The organism is Microbacterium sp. NPDC089189, assembly GCF_040685095.1.
Taxonomy (GTDB): Bacteria; Actinomycetota; Actinomycetes; order Actinomycetales; family Microbacteriaceae; genus Microbacterium.
The window spans coordinates 101,818-119,086 of sequence record NZ_JBFBHG010000009.1 but is presented as its reverse complement, the minus strand read 5'-3'; the positions used below and the strand labels follow the sequence as shown (position 1 = coordinate 119,086).

Genomic DNA, 17,269 nt, shown 5'->3' with positions numbered 1-17,269 from the left:
CAACACCCAACACACCCCCGCCCCCCCCCCCCCCCCACCAAACACCCCCCCCCCCCCCCCGCCACACCCCCGCCGCGCCCCCCCCGGGTGGATCAAACCCACGGTCTCGGCGCGGGGTTGCTGTCTCGCGGTTCTGGGGGGTGGGTGAAGTACGGTCGAAGGACACCCTTTGCACGAACGAGGTACGCCCATGTCGACCGACGCCCCCGCACCCCGCCGCAGCCCGTTCGCCCGCCCACCCAAGGACGACGGACCCCGGGCGAGCCTGCGCCAGCTCCTGCCGTTCCTGTTCGAGCACTCCCGCGTGCTCGTGCTCGTCGGCGTCCTCAGCGTCCTCGCGGCGGTCACCACGCTCGCACAGCCGCTGCTGGTGGGAGAGGTCATCTCGCGCGTGCAGGCGGGCGACACGCTCGGCACCCTGGTGTGGATCCTCATCGCGCTCGTCGTCGTGTCGTCGGTGCTCTCGGGCTACCAGCACTACCTGCTGCAGCGCACCGGCACGGCCGTCGTGCTCTCCAGCCGCCGGCGGCTGATCGCCCGCATCCTGCACCTGCCCATCCGCGAGTTCGACGCGCGACGCACCGGCGACCTCGTCTCTCGTGTCGGCACCGACACGACGCTGCTCTACGCCGTCCTCACCCAGGGCCTGGCCGACTCGGTCGGCAATGTGCTGCTGTTCGTGGGCGCGATCATCGCGATGCTCCTGATCGACCCGCTGCTGCTCCTGCTGATCCTCGTCGTGATCGGTCTCTCGATCGCCGTCGTCTCGGTGCTGAGCGGCCGCATCCGTCGCGCCACCTCCGAGCAGCAGGAGAAGGTGGGGCAGCTCGCGTCGGGTGTGGAGCGCGCCGTCGGCTCCATCCGCACCGTTCGCGCCTCGGGCGCCGACGAGCGCGAACAGGCCGCGGTCACCGCCCTCGCCGACGACGCCTACGGCATCGGGGTGCGGATCGCCAAGGCGTCGGCGCTCGTCGTCCCGATCGCCGGCATCGCGCTGCAGCTCTCGTTGCTCGTGGTGCTGGGCGTGGGCGGCTTCCGCGTCGCCGACGGGGCGATCACGATCGCGAGCCTCGTGACCTTCGTGATGTTCCTCTTCTTCCTCATCCAGCCGCTCGGATCGTTCTTCGGCGCGATCACCTCGGTCAACCAGGCGCTCGGTGCGCTCGGCCGCATCCAGGAGGTGCTGGATCTTCCCACCGAGACCCAGGACGACCCGACGATCGCGGATGCGGCGGGCCGCAGCGTCGCGGCCGACGCATCGGCCGCGATCGAGTTCCGCGACGTGCACTTCCGTTACCCCGCCGCCGTCATCGCGGCGCGGCAGAAGAGCGAGGCCGAAGCGAAGACGCTGCTCTCGGATGCCCGCGTCGACACCTCCGCGCTCGAGCTCGCCGGCGCCGCGAGCCCGGATGACGAGGTGCTCCGCGGCGTGTCGTTCCGTGTGCCGCGGGGTGCTCGGGTCGCGCTGGTCGGCCCCTCCGGCGCCGGCAAGAGCACGACGCTGAGCCTGATCGAGCGCTTCTACGACCCGACCGGTGGGGCCATTCTGCTGGACGGCGGCGACATCCGCGCGCTGGAGCGCGCCGACCTGCGCTCCCGCCTGGGGTACGTCGAGCAGGACGCCCCGACGCTCGCCGGCACGATCGGCGACAACCTCCGTCTCGCCTCGCCCGACGCCACCGACGCGGCATGCGAACGGGTGCTGCGCGAGGTGAACCTCGGCGAGGTGCTGGACCGCTCCCCGCTCGGTCTCGACGCCCCCGTCGGCGAGGGCGGCGTCATGCTCTCGGGCGGCGAGCGCCAGCGGCTCGCGATCGCCCGCGCCCTGCTCGCGGCGCCCCCCATCCTGCTCCTCGACGAGTCCACGTCGTCGCTCGACGGACTCAACGAGCAGCGGATGAGGGAGGCCATCGACGCGGTCGCCGAGGGGCGCACGCTCATCGTCATCGCCCACCGGTTGTCGACCGTCGTCGACAGCGATGTGATCGTGGTCATGGACCACGGCCGGGTCGTCGGCCAGGGCACGCACTCCGAGCTCGTCGCCAGCGTGCCGCTGTACCGCGACCTCGCGAAGCACCAGCTGCTGGTCTGACCCGCGCCGCACCCGGCCCGCGGACTACTCGGCGCGGGCGCGGGTGAGCCGGTAGCGCAGCGCCTCGACCTCGGCGCGCAGTGCCGAGGGCACGCGGTCGCCGAACGTGTCGAAGAACTGCTCGGTGAGCTCGGTCTCGGCGAGCCACGACGCCGTGTCGATGGCGAAGAGCGCGTCGAGGTCCTCCTGCGGGATGTCGAGTCCCGCGAGGTTGAGGTCCTCGGTGCGCGGCAGACGGCCCACCGGGCTGTCCAGAGCCGGGACGCGCCCCTCGACGCGGCGGATGATCCAGTCGATCACGCGCGCGTTGTCGCCGAATCCGGGCCAGAGGAAGCTGCCGTCGCTGCCCTTGCGGAACCAGTTCACCTGGAACACCCGGGGCGCGCGGTCGAAGCGCAGCGAGCGGCCGATCGACAGCCAGTGACCGAAGTAGTCGGCCATGTTGTAGCCGCAGAACGGCAGCATGGCGAACGGATCCCGGCGCAGCTCGCCGACCGTCCCCTCGGCGGCGGCGGTCCGCTCGGACGAGATCGTGGCACCAAGGAACACCCCGTGCGTCCAGTCCGTGGCCTCGACCACGAGCGGGACGTTCGTCGCGCGGCGTCCGCCGAAGAGGATGGCATCCAGCGGCACACCCTCGGGGGCGTCCCAGTCCGGGGCGATCTGCGGGCACTGGGCCGCAGCGACCGTGAAGCGGGAGTTCGGGTGGGCGGCCGGGCGCCCGGCATCCGGCGTCCAGGCGTTGCCCTCCCAGTCGGTGAGGTGAGGCGGCGCCTCGTCGGTCAGCCCCTCCCACCACACGTCGCCGTCGGGGCGCAGCGCCACGTTCGTGAAGATCGTGTTGCCCCAGAGCGTCTCGACGGCGGTGACGTTGGTCGACTCGCCGGTGCCCGGTGCGACGCCGAAGAAGCCGGCCTCCGGGTTGATCGCCCACAGGCGCCCGTCGTCGCCGGGGCGCAACCACGCGATGTCGTCGCCCAGCGTCTCGACCCGCCATCCGGGGATCGTGGGCCGGAGCATGGCCAGGTTCGTCTTGCCGCAGGCCGAGGGGAAGGCCGCCGCCACGTGGAACGCGCGCCCCTCCGGGCTGATCACGCGGATGAGGAGCATGTGCTCGGCGAGCCAGCCCTCGTCGCGACCGATGACCGACGCGATCCGCAGCGCGAAGCACTTCTTGGCGAGGATGGCGTTGCCGCCGTAGCCGGACCCGAAGGAGTACACCTCGAGGGTGTCCGGGAAGTGCACGATGTACTTCTCGTCGTTGCAGGGCCACGCGACATCCGCCTCGCCCGGGGCGAGAGGAGCACCGACCGAGTGGACGGTCTTGACCCACGCCGCCCCCTGGGCGATCTCGGCCACGACGGCGGTCCCGACCCGCGTCATGATGCCGATCGAGGCCACCGCGTACGCCGAGTCCGTGATCTGCACGCCGATGTGCGAGAGCGGGCCGCCGACCGCGCCCATCGAGAAGGGCACGACGTACAGGGTGCGGCCCCGCATGGAACCGGCGAACAGATCGGTGAGCGTGGCCCGGATCTCGGTCGGGTCGGCCCAGTTGTTGGTGGGTCCGGCATCGGCCTCGTTCTCGGAGGCGATGAAGGTGCGGCCCTCGGTGCGGGCGACATCGCTCGGGTGCGAGCGAGCGAGGTACGAACCGGGACGCCACTCGGGGTTGAGCTTGATGAGCTTGCCCTCGTCGACCATCTCGCGCAGCAGGTACTCGTTCTCGCCGCGGGAGCCGTCGACCCAGTGGATGCGATCGGGCTGGGTCAGCGCCGCGATCTCGTCGACCCAGGCCCGCAGCGCCGGCATCCCGGGGCCATCGATCGTCGGCCGCTCGCCGTAGGTGGCGCGGGAGGCGGGGCGGGCGGCGGGTGCGCGGCCGGTGGTGGGGATGGTCTCAGCGAGGGCCATGATCGCTCCTAACGACGTCTTCGGCTGTCAGAACCTGGGTTCTCCCCCACTCTGACGCCCTAAGACCCTGCTTTTCACGTCCATGTCGCTGAAAAAGAAGCAGATCTTTCACTATGATCAAGGATCGTGACTGCGAGCACGATCGAACTGACGACTCTGGGACACCGCATCCGGCACTACCGGACCGCCGCGGGCCTGACGCTGGACGAGCTCGGCGCCGCGGTGGGCGTCGCCGGGAGCCACCTGAGCCTGATCGAGAACGGCAAACGCGAGCCGAAGCTCTCGCTGCTGCAGGAGATCGCCGGCGCCACGGGCACTCAGCTGGGCGAGCTGCTCTCGACCGAGCCGCCGAACCATCGCGCCGCCCTCGAGATCGAGCTCGAGCGCGCGCAAGCCTCCCCCGCCTTCCGCCAGCTCGGACTCACGCCGGTGAAGGTGACCAAGGCGCTGAGCGACGAGACCATCGAGACCGTGCTGGGGCTGCACCACGAACTGCAGCGCCGCGAGCGCGCGGCCATCGCGACCCCCGAGGAGGCGCGGCGCGCGAACACCGATCTGCGCCTGCGGATGCGGGGACGCAACAACCACCTCGCCGACATCGAGACGCTCGCCGAGAAGCAGCTGAAGGCGGCCGGTCACACCAGCGGCGCCCTCACCCACCGCACCGTGAGCATCATGGCCGAGCAGCTCGGGTTCGAACTGCTCTACGTGAGCGATCTCCCCCGCTCGACCCGCTCGATCACCGACCTCGAGAACGGGCGCATCTACCTGCCGCCCGCCTCGATCCCCGGCGGGCACGGCCTGCGATCGATGGCGCTGCAGGCCATGGCGCACCGGCTCCTGGGGCACATGCCCCCGCGCGACTACGCAGAGTTCCTCGAGCAGCGCCTCGAGATCAACTACTACGCGGCGGCCTGCCTCATGCCGCAGACGAACGCGGTGACGTTCCTGCAGCAGGCCAAGAAGGACCGCAACCTCGCGGTCGAGGACTTCCGCGACGCGTTCGGCGTCACGCACGAGGCGGCCGGGATGCGGATGACGAACCTGCTCACCGAGCACGTCGGCATCCCGCTGCACTTCTTGCGCGTCGACGGGGACGGCGCGGTGTCGCGGGTCTACGAGAACGACGACCTGCCGCTGCCGATGGATGTGACGGGTGCGGTGGAGGGGCAGATGGTGTGCCGCAAGTTCGCGGCGCGCGCGGCGTTCGCCGAGCAGAACCGCACGACCGAGCACTACCAGTACACCGACACCCCGGCGGGGACCTTCTGGTGCTCGACCCAGACGGGCTCCACCCCCGAGGGCGAGTTCTCGATCACCGTCGGCGTGCCCTTCGACGACGCCAAGTGGTTCCGTGGGCGCGAGACGGCGCAGCGCGCGGTGTCGACCTGCCCGGACGAGTCGTGCTGCCGCCGGCCGCGCACCGGGGCCGCGCAGCACTGGGAGGGGAAGGCCTGGCCGAGCGCCCGGGTGCACATGCAGATGTTCACACCGCTGCCGCGCGGCGCGTTCCCCGGCGTCGACGACAACGAGGTCTATGCGTTCCTCGACCGTCACGTGTGAGCATCCGCCGCCGCCGGCGAATGATGTCTCAGCGCGCGGGCGGGGCGCCCACCGCCCACAGCGGATCGGGCAGGACGTCGCTCAGCACCCACTCCCCGATCCACCGGTTCTTGTAGAGCACGGGGTTGTGGCTGGAGACCGTACGGGCGTTGCGCCAGTGCCGGTCGAGGTGACCGGACCGCGCGGTGGATGAGGCACCGAGCGCATCGAACAGACGCGAGGCGATCTGCTGCACCGCACCGGTCGCGAACGACTGCGCCTGGGCGGCCCGCACCTCCGCGAGTCCGGCGATCCGCGCCGCGCGCTCCCGCGCCGCCGCATCCTCGGGCTCGTCGCGGAGCGCGAGCGCCGCGCCGTACGCGTCCTCGAGGACGCCGGCCACCGCGATGACCGTCGATTCCACCGCGTAAGCGGATGCGGCGAGCTCCCCCAACAGCGCCTGGATCTGCACGTCGTCGCGCGCGTGCGCGGCGGTGCCGTGGCTGTAGACCCGGGTGCGAGCGCGCACCGCCTCCGCGGCCTCGGCGACCGCCGCGTGCGCGATGCCGGCGAGGACGCTCAGCAGGACGAACTGGTACAGCGCGGTCTGGTAGCCGAACCGCTCCGGAACGGGCAGCACGTCGCCCGGATCCACCGCGGCCCCGTCGAACACGATCGTGCCGGTGCCGGTCAGACGCTGCCCGAATCCGTCCCAGTCGTCGAGCACGGTGACGCCCGGCTGGTCGAGCCGCACGAGCGCCGATACGTCGGTACCGTCGGCGATGCGATGCGCGACCGCATCCGTCCACTCGGCGAAGATGCTTCCCGTCGTGTAGAACTTGCGGCCGGAGATGCGGAGCACCCCGTCGTCGCCGACGGCGAGCTCGGCGCCGGCCCGGGCGGTCGTCGACCCCGAGGCCTCGCTCCAGGCGTTGCCGGTGATCTCACCCCCGGCGATGCGGGCGCGCCAGCGGTCGGCGAAGGCGCGGTCCGCGCTGGTGAGCGCCTGCTCCACGAGGGCGATGTGACCGCGGAGGATCTGCGGGAGGTTGGCGTCGGCGGCCGAGACGGCGATCAGCAGCCGCCCGAATGTGGGCCAGTCCAGTCCCAGTCCCCCGTCGGCGAGCGGGATGCGGGCGCGCCCGAGCCCCGCCTCACGCAGGAGCGCCAGCTCCTCGACCGGCAGCTCGCGGTCGAGGTCGCGGCGCCCCGCATCCGCTGCGATGCGGTCGACGACCGGACGGAAGCGCGCGACGAGCTCGAGCGGCAGCGCCGCCCACAGCTGGTCGGCGAAGCTCGTTCCCACCGCGGCGCTCACGTGTACAGCGAGATCGGCTGCACGACGCCGGTCAGGAAGTGCGCGCCGACCTCGAGCTTCTTGTAGTCGACCGGGTCGTGGAGCGAGTGGGTGCGGATGTTGCGCCAGTGCAGGTCGAGCCCGACGCGGTTGGCGGTGGAGCTCGTGCCGGTGGCCTCGAAGACGCGGTTCGCGACGTCGACCGCGGTGTCGCTCGAGACGACCTTCAGCTGGGCGATCTCGATCGCGAGCTCCGCCCGGTGCTCCTCGGTGACACCGTGACCCAGATCCACCACCTCGTCGAAGCGTCGGTTGACGCGGTCCGCCAGGGCCTCCACCGCGACCGTGCGCGAGACGAGTTCCCCGTAGAGCCGGCGCACGAAGGGGTCCTCGCTGTAGGTGTCGACGCCGCTGAGGAACCAGGAGTTCGCGCGCGCGTTGGTGAGCTCCCGCGCCTGCGCGAGCGCGCCCTGGGCGATGCCGAGATAGAGGTTGCCGAACACCAGCTGGATGCCGGGGGTGACGAGGCTCTGGAAGGCCTCGTCCGTGCCGAACCCGAGCACGTGCTCCGAGTCGACGCGCACGTCGCGGTAGGTCACGGTGTTGCTGGCCGAGAGCCGCTGCCCCAGGTTGTCCCAGTCGTCGACGAGCTCCACCCCGGGGTGCCCGTAGGGCAGCACGAGGTAGGCGAATGCGCCTGCCTGATCGCCGCCCTCGACCACGGCGTTGATGAGCAGGGCCTCGCCCACGCCCGAACCGGTCGAGTAGCGCTTGAACCCGTTGAGACGGTAGCCGTCGCCGTCGACCGTCAGCGTCAGGTTGGGATCGACGGGGTTGACCGAGTCTCCCCAGATCCACCGCCCCTGCACGGAGGCGCGGTACCAGCGCTCCCGCTCCTCGGCGGGAGCGACCAGCGCGATATTCGCCGAGTTGATGTAGTGGTAGCCGAGCACCTGGGCGATCGACGCATCCGTCCGCGCGATGATCCGCACGGCCCGCAGCGCGCTCTCCCAGTGCCCGCCGCCGCCGCCGAACTCCGCCGGGTCGAGGAGCGTCGTCAGGCCGGACTCTTGGAGGATGCCGGCCTCCGCGAAGGGCTGCGCGTTGGCACGGTCGCGGGCGAGCGCGTCGGCGCCGAGCGTCTCGGCGACACCGGTGGCGACGGCATCCCAGCGCGCGCGCTCGTCGGCGGATGCGGTGCCGGTCCACGGACTGCGGGCGCCGGTGAGAGTGGTCGAGGTCATGGCTGCTCCTGGGCGATGGGCGGGCGGGTCAGGCCTGCGAGGGGACGAGGGAGGCGCCGCCGTCGGCGGCGGAGCGGAGTCCCGCGTAGGCCCCGCGGTAGGCGTGGGCGGGATGCCAGGCGGGCACGACGGCATCCCCCGAGAGCCGCTCGCGGAGCGTGGCGCCGTCCCGCCCGCCGTCGTCGAGGCGGCCGCGCCGACGCAGCTCCGGCACGAGCAGGTCGACGACGTCCTCGAACGTGCCGGGCGTCACGACGTAGGCCAGGTTGAAGCCGTCGATGCCGCCGACCTCGATCCAGCGCTCCAGCTCGTCGGCCACGGTCGTGGGGCTTCCCACGATCACGGCGCCGATGCCGCCGATGCCCACGTACTCGGCGATGTCGCGCGGTGTCCACTGCCGCGTCGGGTCCGCCTTCGTGAAGATCGACAGCGCGGAGCGCGCGGCATCCGTGTCGACGTAGGTGAGCGGCTGATCGGGGTCGAGCGCCGACAGGTCGATGCCCGACCATCCGCCGTAGAGCGCCAGCGCGCCCTCGAGCGAGATGTACTGCCGGTAGTCGTCGTACTTCGCCTGCGCCAGCTCATCCGTCTCGGCGACGATCACGGTCGCGAGGGTGAGGATCTTGACGCTGTCGGCCGGCCGGCCGATGCGCTCGGCCTTCTCGCGGATGCTGTCGGTCACGCGACGGGTCAGTTCGGGCGCGAGGCCGTTGATGAAGATCGCCTCGCCGTGGCGCGCCGCGAACTCCTGCCCGCGCGGCGATGCGCCGGCCTGGAAGATGACCGGCGTGCGCTGCGGCGACGGCTCGCCCAGGTGGATGCCCGGCACGTCGAAGTGCTCGCCGTGGTGCGCGATGGGGTGCACCTTCTCGGGGTCGGTGAAGACACCGCCTTCCCGGTCGCGGCGCACCGCGCCGTCCTCCCACGACCCCTCCCACAACTTGTAGGTGACGTCGAGGAACTCATCGGCGATGCCGTAGCGGTCGTCGTGGGCGATCTGGTCGCCGAGCCCCAGGTTGCGCGCCGCACTGTCGAGGTACGACGTGACGACGTTCCAGCCGACGCGGCCGCCGGTGAAGTGGTCGAGGGTCGTGAGCGTGCGGGCGAGCGAATACGGCTGCTCGTACGTCGACGCGATGGTCACGCCGAAACCGAGGCGCGAGGTCACCGCCGCCATCGCCGGGATCTGCAGCAGCGGATCGCCCACCGGGATCTGGGCGGCATCGCGGAGCGCGGGCGCGGCCGAGTCGCGGTAGACGTCGTAGACGCCCAGGACGTCGGCGAGGAAGATCGCGTGGAACCCGCCGCGCTCGAGCAGCCGGGCGAGCTCCGTCCAGTACTCCAGACGGTTGTACTCGTCGGCACGGTTGTCGGGGTGGCGCCAGAGACCCGGCGCCTGATGCGTCACGCAGCTCATCTCGAACGCGTTGAGGATGATCTGCTGAGTCATCGCGCTTCCTTTCGCGCCGTAGCGGGCGCACCGCGGCAACGTAGCAGCGCGTCGCCGACGCCTCCCACCCGCCGCGACACACACCGACACGCGAGGTCGCACTGCGTCGTTGCGTGTCGCTTCCTTACGGCGCGCGATGCGCGCGGCCCGGAATGCCTCCACACTGACGGATCGATGCGGACCACAGCCCCGCACCCGCCCCGCACCCCACCCGAGAGGCTCCGCCATGTCCGCTTCGCCCCGCCGCGCCCTGCGCTGGCTCGCCGTCCCCGCCGCGCTCGCGGCGGCATCCCTGACCCTCGCCTCGTGCGCCGGCGGATCGTCGTCGGGGTCGACTGACGGCGGCGACCAGGAGCTCACCGTCCTGCTCATCTCGTCGCACGAGGGCGCCTCGAAGCTGCTCGCCGAGCGTTACGAGGAGGAGACCGGGGTGAAGATCAACCCCGTCATCGTGCCGTACGACGAGATCGGCAACACGCTCGCGCTCGACCAGCAGTCCGGCGCCAACACGATCGACGTGGCGGCCCCCTGGTACGTCTCGCTCGGCGACCTGGCCGATGCCGGCGCCATCCAGGACCTCACCGACTGGATCGCGGAGGACCCGGCGATCGAGGAGGACGACTTCATCTCGTCGATCTACGACCCGTACAGCCTGGTCGACGGCAAGCGCTACGGCCTGCCCTTCGACGGTGACACCCACGTGCTGTTCTACAACAAGGAGATCCTGGAGCGGAACGGGTTCACCGCCCCGCCCGCCACCTGGGACGAGTACGTCGAGCAGTCGCGCGTGATCACCGAGAACGAGAGCGCCGACGGGGTCTACGGCAACGTCATCTTCGGCCAGAAGTCGCCCCTCATCCTCGGTGCCAGCTTCGCGAACCGCCTCGCCGGCTTCGGCGGGGAGTTCGTGGATGCGGACGGCGCCCCCGTCATCAACTCGCCCGAGGCCGTCGCGGCCGCCCAGTCGCTCGCCGACTCGCTCGCCTCGGCCTACCCGACGCCCGCCGAGACCGCGTTCGGCGAGGGCAACTCGGCCTGGTACGCGGGCAACGCCGCGTTCATCGAGAACTGGACCGACCTCGGTGTCGGTTCGCAGACGAACCCCGACTCGACGGTCAAGGACAAGTGGGGCGTCACCCTGCTCCCGGTCGGCGGCGACAACACCCAGCCGCGGGCATCGCTCGTGGCCGGCTTCACCTGGGTCATCGCCGAGAACACCGAGAAGACCGAGCTCGCTCGAGACTTCATCGAGTGGGCGGCGTCGAGCGAGATCAACGAGGAGCTGATCGTCGCCGACCCGCAGACCGGCATCGACCCCAACCGCATCTCGTCGCTCGAGAGCGAGGCGTACGGCACCGCGTATCCCGACCTGCAGCGCGTCAACCGCGCGACGCTCGACGGCGCCCTGGCCTGGCCCACCGGAAAGAACGCGACGGCGGCCGCCGAGGTGCTCACCGATGAGCTGGCCAAGCTCGTCGCCGGCGAGGTCACGGCGCAGGAGGCGCTCGACGCCACGCAGGAGGAGTGGGAAGAGCTCCTTGGCTGACACCTCCGTCGCGGTGCGCCCGCGTCGATCCCCTCGGGGGCCGGCGTGGGCGCACCGTCTGTTCGTCGCGCCGAGCGTCATCGCACTGCTCGTGCTCGGGGTCTACCCGCTGCTGTTCATCGTCGGCGCGGCGTTCACCGAGTCCTCCCTCGGCAAGCCCTTCCAGGAGTGGGTGGGGACCGAGACGTTCGAGAGCGTCCTCGGCGACGCGGATGCGGTGGCCACCCTGTGGCGGACCCTCGGCTACGCGCTCGGCGTGTCGGTGGCGAGCCTCGTGCTCGGCGTCGTCGCCGCCCTCGCCCTGCACGGCGCCGTGCGCAGCGGGTCGCTCGTGCGCACGCTGCTGCTCCTCCCGCTCATCACGCCTCCGGTGATCGTCGGCACCCTCTGGAAGCTGATCTACAACCCCGGCGGCGGCCTGCTCGCCACCGTCCTCGGGTTCTTCGGGGCGCCGCGCGACGCGATCGCTCCGCTGTCGTCGACCACCTGGGCTCTGCCCGGCATCGCTCTGGCCGACGTCTGGGAGTGGACGCCCCTCGTCGCGCTCCTCGTGTTCACCGCCCTGCTCGCGCAAGACCCGCAGACGCTGGAGGCCGCCCGACTGGACGGTGCGCACGGCATCCGGCTCTTCCGGTACATCACGCTCCCCTCGATCGCGGGCGTCGTGGCAGCGGCGTTCTTCATCCGCCTCGTCCTGGCGTTCAAGGTCTTCGATCTGATCTTCATGATGACCTCCGGCGGTCCCGGCCAATCGACCACGACGACCTCGTACCTGATCTACCAGGCGGCATTGCGCGAGTTCGACGTCGGCAAGGCGGCGGTCATCACCCTGCTGCTGGCCGTGCTCGTCACGGTCGTCACGCTCCCCGTCGCGCTGGTCGCGCGCAGATTGCAGGCCAATCATGAGTGAGGTCCTCCTCGCGCGCCCCCGCCCGCGGGCGGATCACCGCAGCATCCTGGCGAGCATCGTCCTCGCGGTGCTGCTGATCTTCTTCGTCGCCCCGCTGCTGTACCTCGTGTCGGTCTCGCTGATGGGCCGCAACGAGACCGGGCAGGGCGTCCTGGTCCCCGCCGTCCCGCAGTGGTCGAACTGGGCCGAGGTGCTGACGCAGTCCGACCTCCTGCACGCCATCGCGAACTCGCTCGTCGCCGCCATCGGGGGCGCCGTGCTGACCCTCGCGATCGCGCTGCCCGGCGCCTGGGCGATCGTGCGCTTCCGCACCGGCGGCGCGACGCTCGCCGGAACGCTCATGAGCCCGTGGCTGCTGCCGCCGATCGTGGCCGTCGTACCGCTGTTCACCCTGCTGCGGGTGCTGGGCCTCAACAACACCCTGCTGGGGCTGACGCTCGTCTACGCCCTGGTGAACGCGCCGGTGGCGATCTGGCTGCTCGAGGGGTTCCTCCGCAAGCTCCCGACCGAGATCGAGGAGGCCGCGCGCATCGACGGGGCCGGATCGTTCCGCATCCTGATATCGATCGTCGCCCCGTTGGTCGCGCCCGCGTTGGCCGCGATCGGGATCATCGTCGGGGTGCTCAACTACAACGAGTTCCTGCTCGCCACCTTCCTCACCCAGAGCCCCGACGCCCAGACCCTCCCGGTGGTGCTGTCGTTGTTCTACGGCGAGCGCACGCCGCACATGGGCAAGATCGCCGCGGCCTCGGTCATCGGCGTCATCCCCGTCTTCACCGCCGCGGTGTTCTTCCAGCGGTGGCTCGTCGGCGGTCTCACCGCCGGCTCCGTCCGCTGACCCCCGCGCCTGCCACCTGCCACCTGCCACCTGCCACCTGCCGCCTGCCACCTGCCGCCTGCCGGGGCCTTCCCGCCGAGTGAGCACCCGTTCAGCCAGCGAGCACCCGATCGGATGCGCACTCACGAAATGAGTGCTCACTCGGGGCGGAGGGGGACGGGGCGTGACGGGGCAGCGGCGCGGGATGACGCGGGCACCTCTCCTCCCCACCCTGGATGTGGGGCGCCCGGGAACACGGACCGTGTGGATGGGCTGCGCACGGGGGCGCGGCGGCGCAGGCTGGCCGGGTGCGGCTCCCCGACTTCGACGACCAGGTCTTCTCGCGCACCGTCGCGCTGCGGCGCGGTGACACCGACGACGGTCTGTCCCGACGACAGCGCGACGGCTCGCTGCGCCGCATCCGACCGGGTGCGTACGCGATCGGCGACGCCTGGGCGAGCCTGCACGCGGAGGACCGCGCGCGATGGGCTGCCGCGGCGACGGCTCACGCCTCACGCGGCGCTCCGCTCGTCTTCTCGCACGCCACGGCCGCCGCCTTGCACGGCCTCCCCCTGTTCCGGGTCGACACGACGCGCGTCCACCTCACCGTCGACGGGCCCGCGCGATCCACCGCCCGGGTGCTCCGGCACCGGATGCCGCTCCCTCCTACAGACGTCGAGTGGATCGACGAGGGAATCGTCGGCGTCACCTCGCTCGCACGCACGGTGGTGGATCTCGCGGGCTCGCTGCTCACCGAGGCGGCCGTCACGATCGCCGACGCGGCCCTGCGACAGACCGCGCTGCGCGGTCGCGCGGATCCGGTCCCGGACCTCGACCTGGATGCGGGCGAAGACCTGCGTCTCGACCTCTCCGACCGGATCGAGGCCCGCCCCGGTGCCCGCGGCATCCGTGCGGCCCGGTTCGTGGTCGCATTCGCCGATGCGCGTGCGGATCGTCCCGGCGAGAGCATCAGTCGGCTGTACCTGCACCGCCTGGGATACGCGCCGCCCGGGCTCCAGGTCGCCGTGCCCGGTCCGCACGGCCACGACTACGCGGTCGACTTCGATCTGGGCGCGGCGTGGGGCGAGTTCGACGGGGCGCTCAAGTACACCGACCCGCTCTATCTCCGCGGCCGCGCTCCCGCCCAGGCACTGGCCGACGAGAAGGCCCGCGAGGACTGGATCCGCGGCACGACCGGCAAGCGCATCGTGCGCTGGCAGATGCCGCATCTGTCGAGTCCCGAGACGTTCGGCCGTCTCCTCCGCTCGTTCGGCATCCGCCCCCATCCCACCGAGTGAGCATCCATTCAGCCAGTGAGCACCCGATCGGATGCGCACTCGCGGAATGAGTGCTCACTCGGCATGGGCGGGCTGGGGCTCGCTCGGCACGGGCGGCGCCCGCACGCGGCGCTCGGCATGGGCGGGCTGGGGCGGGCCGGGGCCACACGGCGCGCCCGCGAGGTCAGGCGCGGACGAAGGGGATGGCGAAGGGGACGCGCATGAGCTTGCCCGAGGAGGCACGGACCGTGCCGACGATGACCAGCACCACATGCAGGAGCACCAGCACACCGTAGAGCGTGATCGGGATGCCGAGGGGGTAGAAGTCCTGCGCCGGGGCGGCGTAGGCCAACGAGAACAGGAGCACCACGTGCAGGAACAGCAGCACGAACGAGAGCAGCGTGAAGGTCAGGCCCCAGTTGAGCGCGGCGCGGCCGTTCTGCTGCGCGACGGGTCCGCGGCGTCGCAGCGAGGCATACGGGATCGCCATCGCGATGCCCGAGAAGAACAGCCCGAGCGGCACGAACACGATGAACCCGAGCGCCCACGACACGACCCCGGTCGACGGACGCGGCCCCCATCCGGGTGCGGCACCGGGCGGTGGCGCCACCGGCATTCCGGCGGGCGCCGCGTACGGGGGCGGACCGGGAGGGGTGCGGGTCGGATCAGACATCCGCCCATCCTCCCCCACGAACCGGCGCCGACCCCCCTCATCCACAGGTCCGGGCGCCGGCGACCCGCCGCGCCGGACACGACGACCGCTCAGAAGCGCGGGGGCGCGTCCGGCCGCGGCGTCCACCGCATCCAGGCGGCGGCGAAGATCGCCAGCCCCGTGACGAGCCCGACGATGACCCAGAGCACGACGAGGTAGTCGACCCAGCTGCCGATGGGCGGGGCACCGGGGAAGAAGTTGCGCAGCGGGATGGTGGCGAACAGCATCGCGCCCATCCAGCTCATGAGCGTCGCCTCGACCTTGCGATGCCCCCGGTATGCGGAGATCGCGACCATGAGCACCAGCACGGGCGTCACGATCATGAGCGCGAGCAGCACCATCGCGAACACGATGGTCGCGATCGAACGCTGCGCGGTGATCTGGATGAAGGGCAGCTCCGCCTCCTGCACGACCTGCACGGTGACCGCCCACCCCGGCACCTCGCCGTCGACCGTGTAGTAGGTCTGGAGGGCTTCGAACTCGTCGTCCACCACGTGTCCCGGCAGGATGACGACGCTGTCCGCCTCGTACCGGTCGAACGGCCAGACATCGATCGAGCCGTCGAGGGCGATGTTCGCGACGGTGGGGGCCACGATCTGATCCTTCGGGATGGTCACCTGACCCTCACCGCGCACCGGGATCATGAGCAGCACGACGTCCTCGTCGAACGCGAGCGGGGACTCCTGCGCGAGTGGGCCGGAGGGCCGGACGGTCACCGAGACCTCGAGCTGTCGGTCGAGCGCGTGCACGGCTCGCGTCTCGATCTCGACCACGGTGTCGTCGACCGTCGGCGCGGCGTCCTGCGTGATGCGCACCTGCCCGCTCAAGGCGTAGAGGGTGATCACGCTCGCGTACACGACGACGATCCCGAGAATCACGCCGTACAGACGCGGCCGCCACCAGCGGCGGCGGGCGGGCGCGGGTGTCGTCACGCGTTCAGTGTGCCAGAGCGGGCGCGGGCGCTCGATCAGGCGAACGGATCGGGCGTCAGCGTGTACTTCGTCTCGAGGTACTCGGCGATCCCTTCGGCACCGCCCTCACGCCCGAGCCCCGACTTCTTCCAGCCGCCGAACGGCGACGCGGCGTTCGAGACGACGCCGACGTTCAGGCCCATCATCCCGGTCTCGAGCCGTTCGATCATGCGCTGCCCGCGGGCGAGGTTCTCGGTGAAGACGTACGACACCAGTCCGTACTCGGTGTCGTTCGCCAGACGTACGGCGTCGTCCTCGGAGTCGAACGGGATGATCGCGAGCACCGGCCCGAAGATCTCCTCGCGCAGGATGTCGCTGCCCGGGGCGACGTCCGCCACCACGGTCGGCTCGTAGAAGGTGCCGGGACCGTCGAGCGCCGCACCGCCGGTGCGCACCGTCGCGCCGCGCGAGACGGCATCCGCCACGAGCTGCTCGGCCTTCGCGACCGCGCGCTCGTCGATGAGCGGGCCGATCGTCACGCCCTCCTCCGTGCCGCGCCCGATGCGGAAGCCCTGCACCCGCTCCGTCACACGGCGCGCGAACTCCTCGGCGACGCTGCGGTGCACGATGAAGCGGTTCGCGGCGGTGCACGCCTGACCGATGTTGCGGAACTTCGCCGCCATCGCACCGTCGACGGCCTTGTCGAGGTCGGCGTCGTCGAACACGACGAACGGGGCGTTGCCGCCGAGCTCCATCGAGGTGCGGAGCACGCCCTCCGCCGCCTGCTGCAGCAGACGCACGCCCACCGGGGTCGACCCCGTGAACGAGAGCTTGCGCAACCGCGGGTCGCGGATGATGGGCTCGGAGACCGCGCCGGACTCGGACGTCGTGATGACGTTCACGACGCCGTGAGGAAGCCCGGCGTCCTGCAGCAGCCGGGCGAAGTACAGCGTCGTCAGCGGGGTGAGCTCGGCGGGCTTGATCACCACGGTGCAGCCTGCCGCGAGCGCGGGGGCGATCTTGCGGGTCGCCATCGCGAGCGGGAAGTTCCACGGCGTGATCAGGAAGCACGGCCCCACCGGATGCTGCGAGACGATCATGCGCCCCGTGCCCTCCGGGTTGGCACCGTAGCGGCCGGAGATGCGGGGGGCCTCCTCGCTGAACCAGCGCAGGAACTCGCCGCCGTAGGCGACCTCGCCGCGGGCCTCGGCCAGCGGCTTGCCCATCTCGATCGTCATCAGGAGCGCGAACTCCTCTGTGCGCTCCTGCAGCAGATCGAAGGCGCGGCGGAGGATCTCGCCGCGCACACGTGCGGGTGTGGCCGCCCAGGCGGGGAAGGCCTCGACGGCCGCGTCGAGCGCCCGGGCGCCGTCCGCGACGCTCGCACTCGCGATCGTCTTGACGACGGCCCCGGTGGCGGGATCGCGCACGTCGAGGGTCGCGGCGTCGTCGGCGGCCTGCCACCGCCCGGCGATGAAAAGGCCGTCGGGGACGTTCGCCAGCAGATCGGTCTCGGTCGCTGCGGTCATGCCTACTCCTCGCCTCGCGGTGCACCAT

At 71.4% G+C, this 17,269-nt stretch carries 13 protein-coding genes; 6 read left to right on the top strand and 7 right to left on the bottom strand.

What is annotated here, in order from left to right:
* Positions 1–190: 190 nt before the first annotated feature.
* Complete coding sequence (locus AB0N73_RS07330) at positions 191–2,092, top strand: ABC transporter ATP-binding protein (RefSeq protein ID WP_363561903.1); 1,902 nt, start codon at positions 191–193, stop codon at positions 2,090–2,092.
* 24 nt (positions 2,093–2,116) lie between these two features.
* On the opposite strand, the gene AB0N73_RS07325 is transcribed toward AB0N73_RS07330, so the two are convergent.
* Entirely contained in the window at positions 2,117–4,006 is a 1,890-nt protein-coding gene (locus tag AB0N73_RS07325; protein WP_363561901.1) for a phosphoenolpyruvate carboxykinase (GTP), read from the bottom strand.
* Positions 4,007–4,132: 126 nt separating this feature from the next.
* On the opposite strand from AB0N73_RS07325, the gene AB0N73_RS07320 reads away from it, so the two are divergent.
* Positions 4,133–5,569, top strand: coding sequence for a helix-turn-helix domain-containing protein (locus tag AB0N73_RS07320; RefSeq protein WP_363561899.1), 1,437 nt, complete (start codon positions 4,133–4,135; stop codon positions 5,567–5,569).
* Between the two features lie 28 nt (positions 5,570–5,597).
* Here the strand turns inward: AB0N73_RS07320 and AB0N73_RS07315 are convergent, their stop codons facing one another.
* The 3 genes from AB0N73_RS07315 to AB0N73_RS07305 are packed head-to-tail and all read right to left on the bottom strand — an operon-like array spanning position 5,598 to position 9,539.
* Positions 5,598–6,866: a monooxygenase gene (locus tag AB0N73_RS07315; RefSeq protein ID WP_363561897.1), complete on the bottom strand. Its 1,269-nt coding sequence runs from the start codon at positions 6,864–6,866 to the stop codon at positions 5,598–5,600.
* Positions 6,863–8,089, bottom strand: a complete 1,227-nt coding sequence (locus AB0N73_RS07310; protein WP_363561895.1) for an acyl-CoA dehydrogenase family protein — start codon at positions 8,087–8,089, stop codon at positions 6,863–6,865. The genes AB0N73_RS07315 and AB0N73_RS07310 overlap by 4 nt, the downstream gene beginning before the upstream one ends.
* A gap of 28 nt (positions 8,090–8,117) precedes the next feature.
* Entirely contained in the window at positions 8,118–9,539 is a 1,422-nt protein-coding gene (locus AB0N73_RS07305; RefSeq protein ID WP_363561893.1) for an LLM class flavin-dependent oxidoreductase, read from the bottom strand.
* 226 nt (positions 9,540–9,765) lie between these two features.
* Here AB0N73_RS07305 and AB0N73_RS07300 point away from each other — a divergent pair, with 226 nt between their 5' ends.
* From AB0N73_RS07300 to AB0N73_RS07285, 4 genes are all read left to right on the top strand, one after another.
* Positions 9,766–11,085 carry a sugar ABC transporter substrate-binding protein gene (locus tag AB0N73_RS07300; protein ID WP_363561891.1) on the top strand — a complete coding sequence of 440 codons (1,320 nt, stop codon included), beginning with the start codon at positions 9,766–9,768 and terminating at the stop codon, positions 11,083–11,085.
* Positions 11,078–11,995, top strand: coding sequence for a sugar ABC transporter permease (locus tag AB0N73_RS07295; protein ID WP_363561889.1), 918 nt, complete (start codon positions 11,078–11,080; stop codon positions 11,993–11,995). Before AB0N73_RS07300 ends, AB0N73_RS07295 begins: the two co-directional genes overlap by 8 nt.
* The gene (locus AB0N73_RS07290) at positions 11,988–12,833 is read left to right on the top strand and encodes a carbohydrate ABC transporter permease (RefSeq protein WP_363561887.1); all 846 of its coding nucleotides are present in this window, start codon (positions 11,988–11,990) and stop codon (positions 12,831–12,833) included. Before AB0N73_RS07295 ends, AB0N73_RS07290 begins: the two co-directional genes overlap by 8 nt.
* Positions 12,834–13,120: 287 nt before the next feature.
* Positions 13,121–14,110 carry a hypothetical protein gene (locus AB0N73_RS07285; protein WP_363561885.1) on the top strand — a complete coding sequence of 330 codons (990 nt, stop codon included), beginning with the start codon at positions 13,121–13,123 and terminating at the stop codon, positions 14,108–14,110.
* 163 nt (positions 14,111–14,273) lie between these two features.
* Here AB0N73_RS07285 and AB0N73_RS07280 read toward each other — a convergent pair whose 3' ends face one another.
* From AB0N73_RS07280 to AB0N73_RS07270, 3 genes are all read right to left on the bottom strand, one after another.
* The gene (locus AB0N73_RS07280) at positions 14,274–14,762 is read right to left on the bottom strand and encodes a DUF4870 domain-containing protein (RefSeq protein ID WP_363561883.1); all 489 of its coding nucleotides are present in this window, start codon (positions 14,760–14,762) and stop codon (positions 14,274–14,276) included.
* A gap of 89 nt (positions 14,763–14,851) precedes the next feature.
* Positions 14,852–15,733 carry a DUF4436 family protein gene (locus AB0N73_RS07275; protein WP_363561881.1) on the bottom strand — a complete coding sequence of 294 codons (882 nt, stop codon included), beginning with the start codon at positions 15,731–15,733 and terminating at the stop codon, positions 14,852–14,854.
* A gap of 35 nt (positions 15,734–15,768) precedes the next feature.
* Positions 15,769–17,241, bottom strand: coding sequence for an NAD-dependent succinate-semialdehyde dehydrogenase (locus tag AB0N73_RS07270; RefSeq protein ID WP_363561879.1), 1,473 nt, complete (start codon positions 17,239–17,241; stop codon positions 15,769–15,771).
* Between the last annotated feature and the right edge of the window lie 28 nt (positions 17,242–17,269).

Coding starts and splice junctions, on each gene's coding strand:
- AB0N73_RS07330 (WP_363561903.1), top strand. CDS start 191: ATGTCGACCGACGCCCCCGCACCCCGCCGCAGCCCGTTCGCCCGCCCA.
- AB0N73_RS07325 (WP_363561901.1), bottom strand. CDS start 4,006: ATGGCCCTCGCTGAGACCATCCCCACCACCGGCCGCGCACCCGCCGCC.
- AB0N73_RS07310 (WP_363561895.1), bottom strand. CDS start 8,089: ATGACCTCGACCACTCTCACCGGCGCCCGCAGTCCGTGGACCGGCACC.
- AB0N73_RS07305 (WP_363561893.1), bottom strand. CDS start 9,539: ATGACTCAGCAGATCATCCTCAACGCGTTCGAGATGAGCTGCGTGACG.
- AB0N73_RS07300 (WP_363561891.1), top strand. CDS start 9,766: ATGTCCGCTTCGCCCCGCCGCGCCCTGCGCTGGCTCGCCGTCCCCGCC.
- AB0N73_RS07290 (WP_363561887.1), top strand. CDS start 11,988: ATGAGTGAGGTCCTCCTCGCGCGCCCCCGCCCGCGGGCGGATCACCGC.
- AB0N73_RS07280 (WP_363561883.1), bottom strand. CDS start 14,762: ATGTCTGATCCGACCCGCACCCCTCCCGGTCCGCCCCCGTACGCGGCG.
- AB0N73_RS07270 (WP_363561879.1), bottom strand. CDS start 17,241: ATGACCGCAGCGACCGAGACCGATCTGCTGGCGAACGTCCCCGACGGC.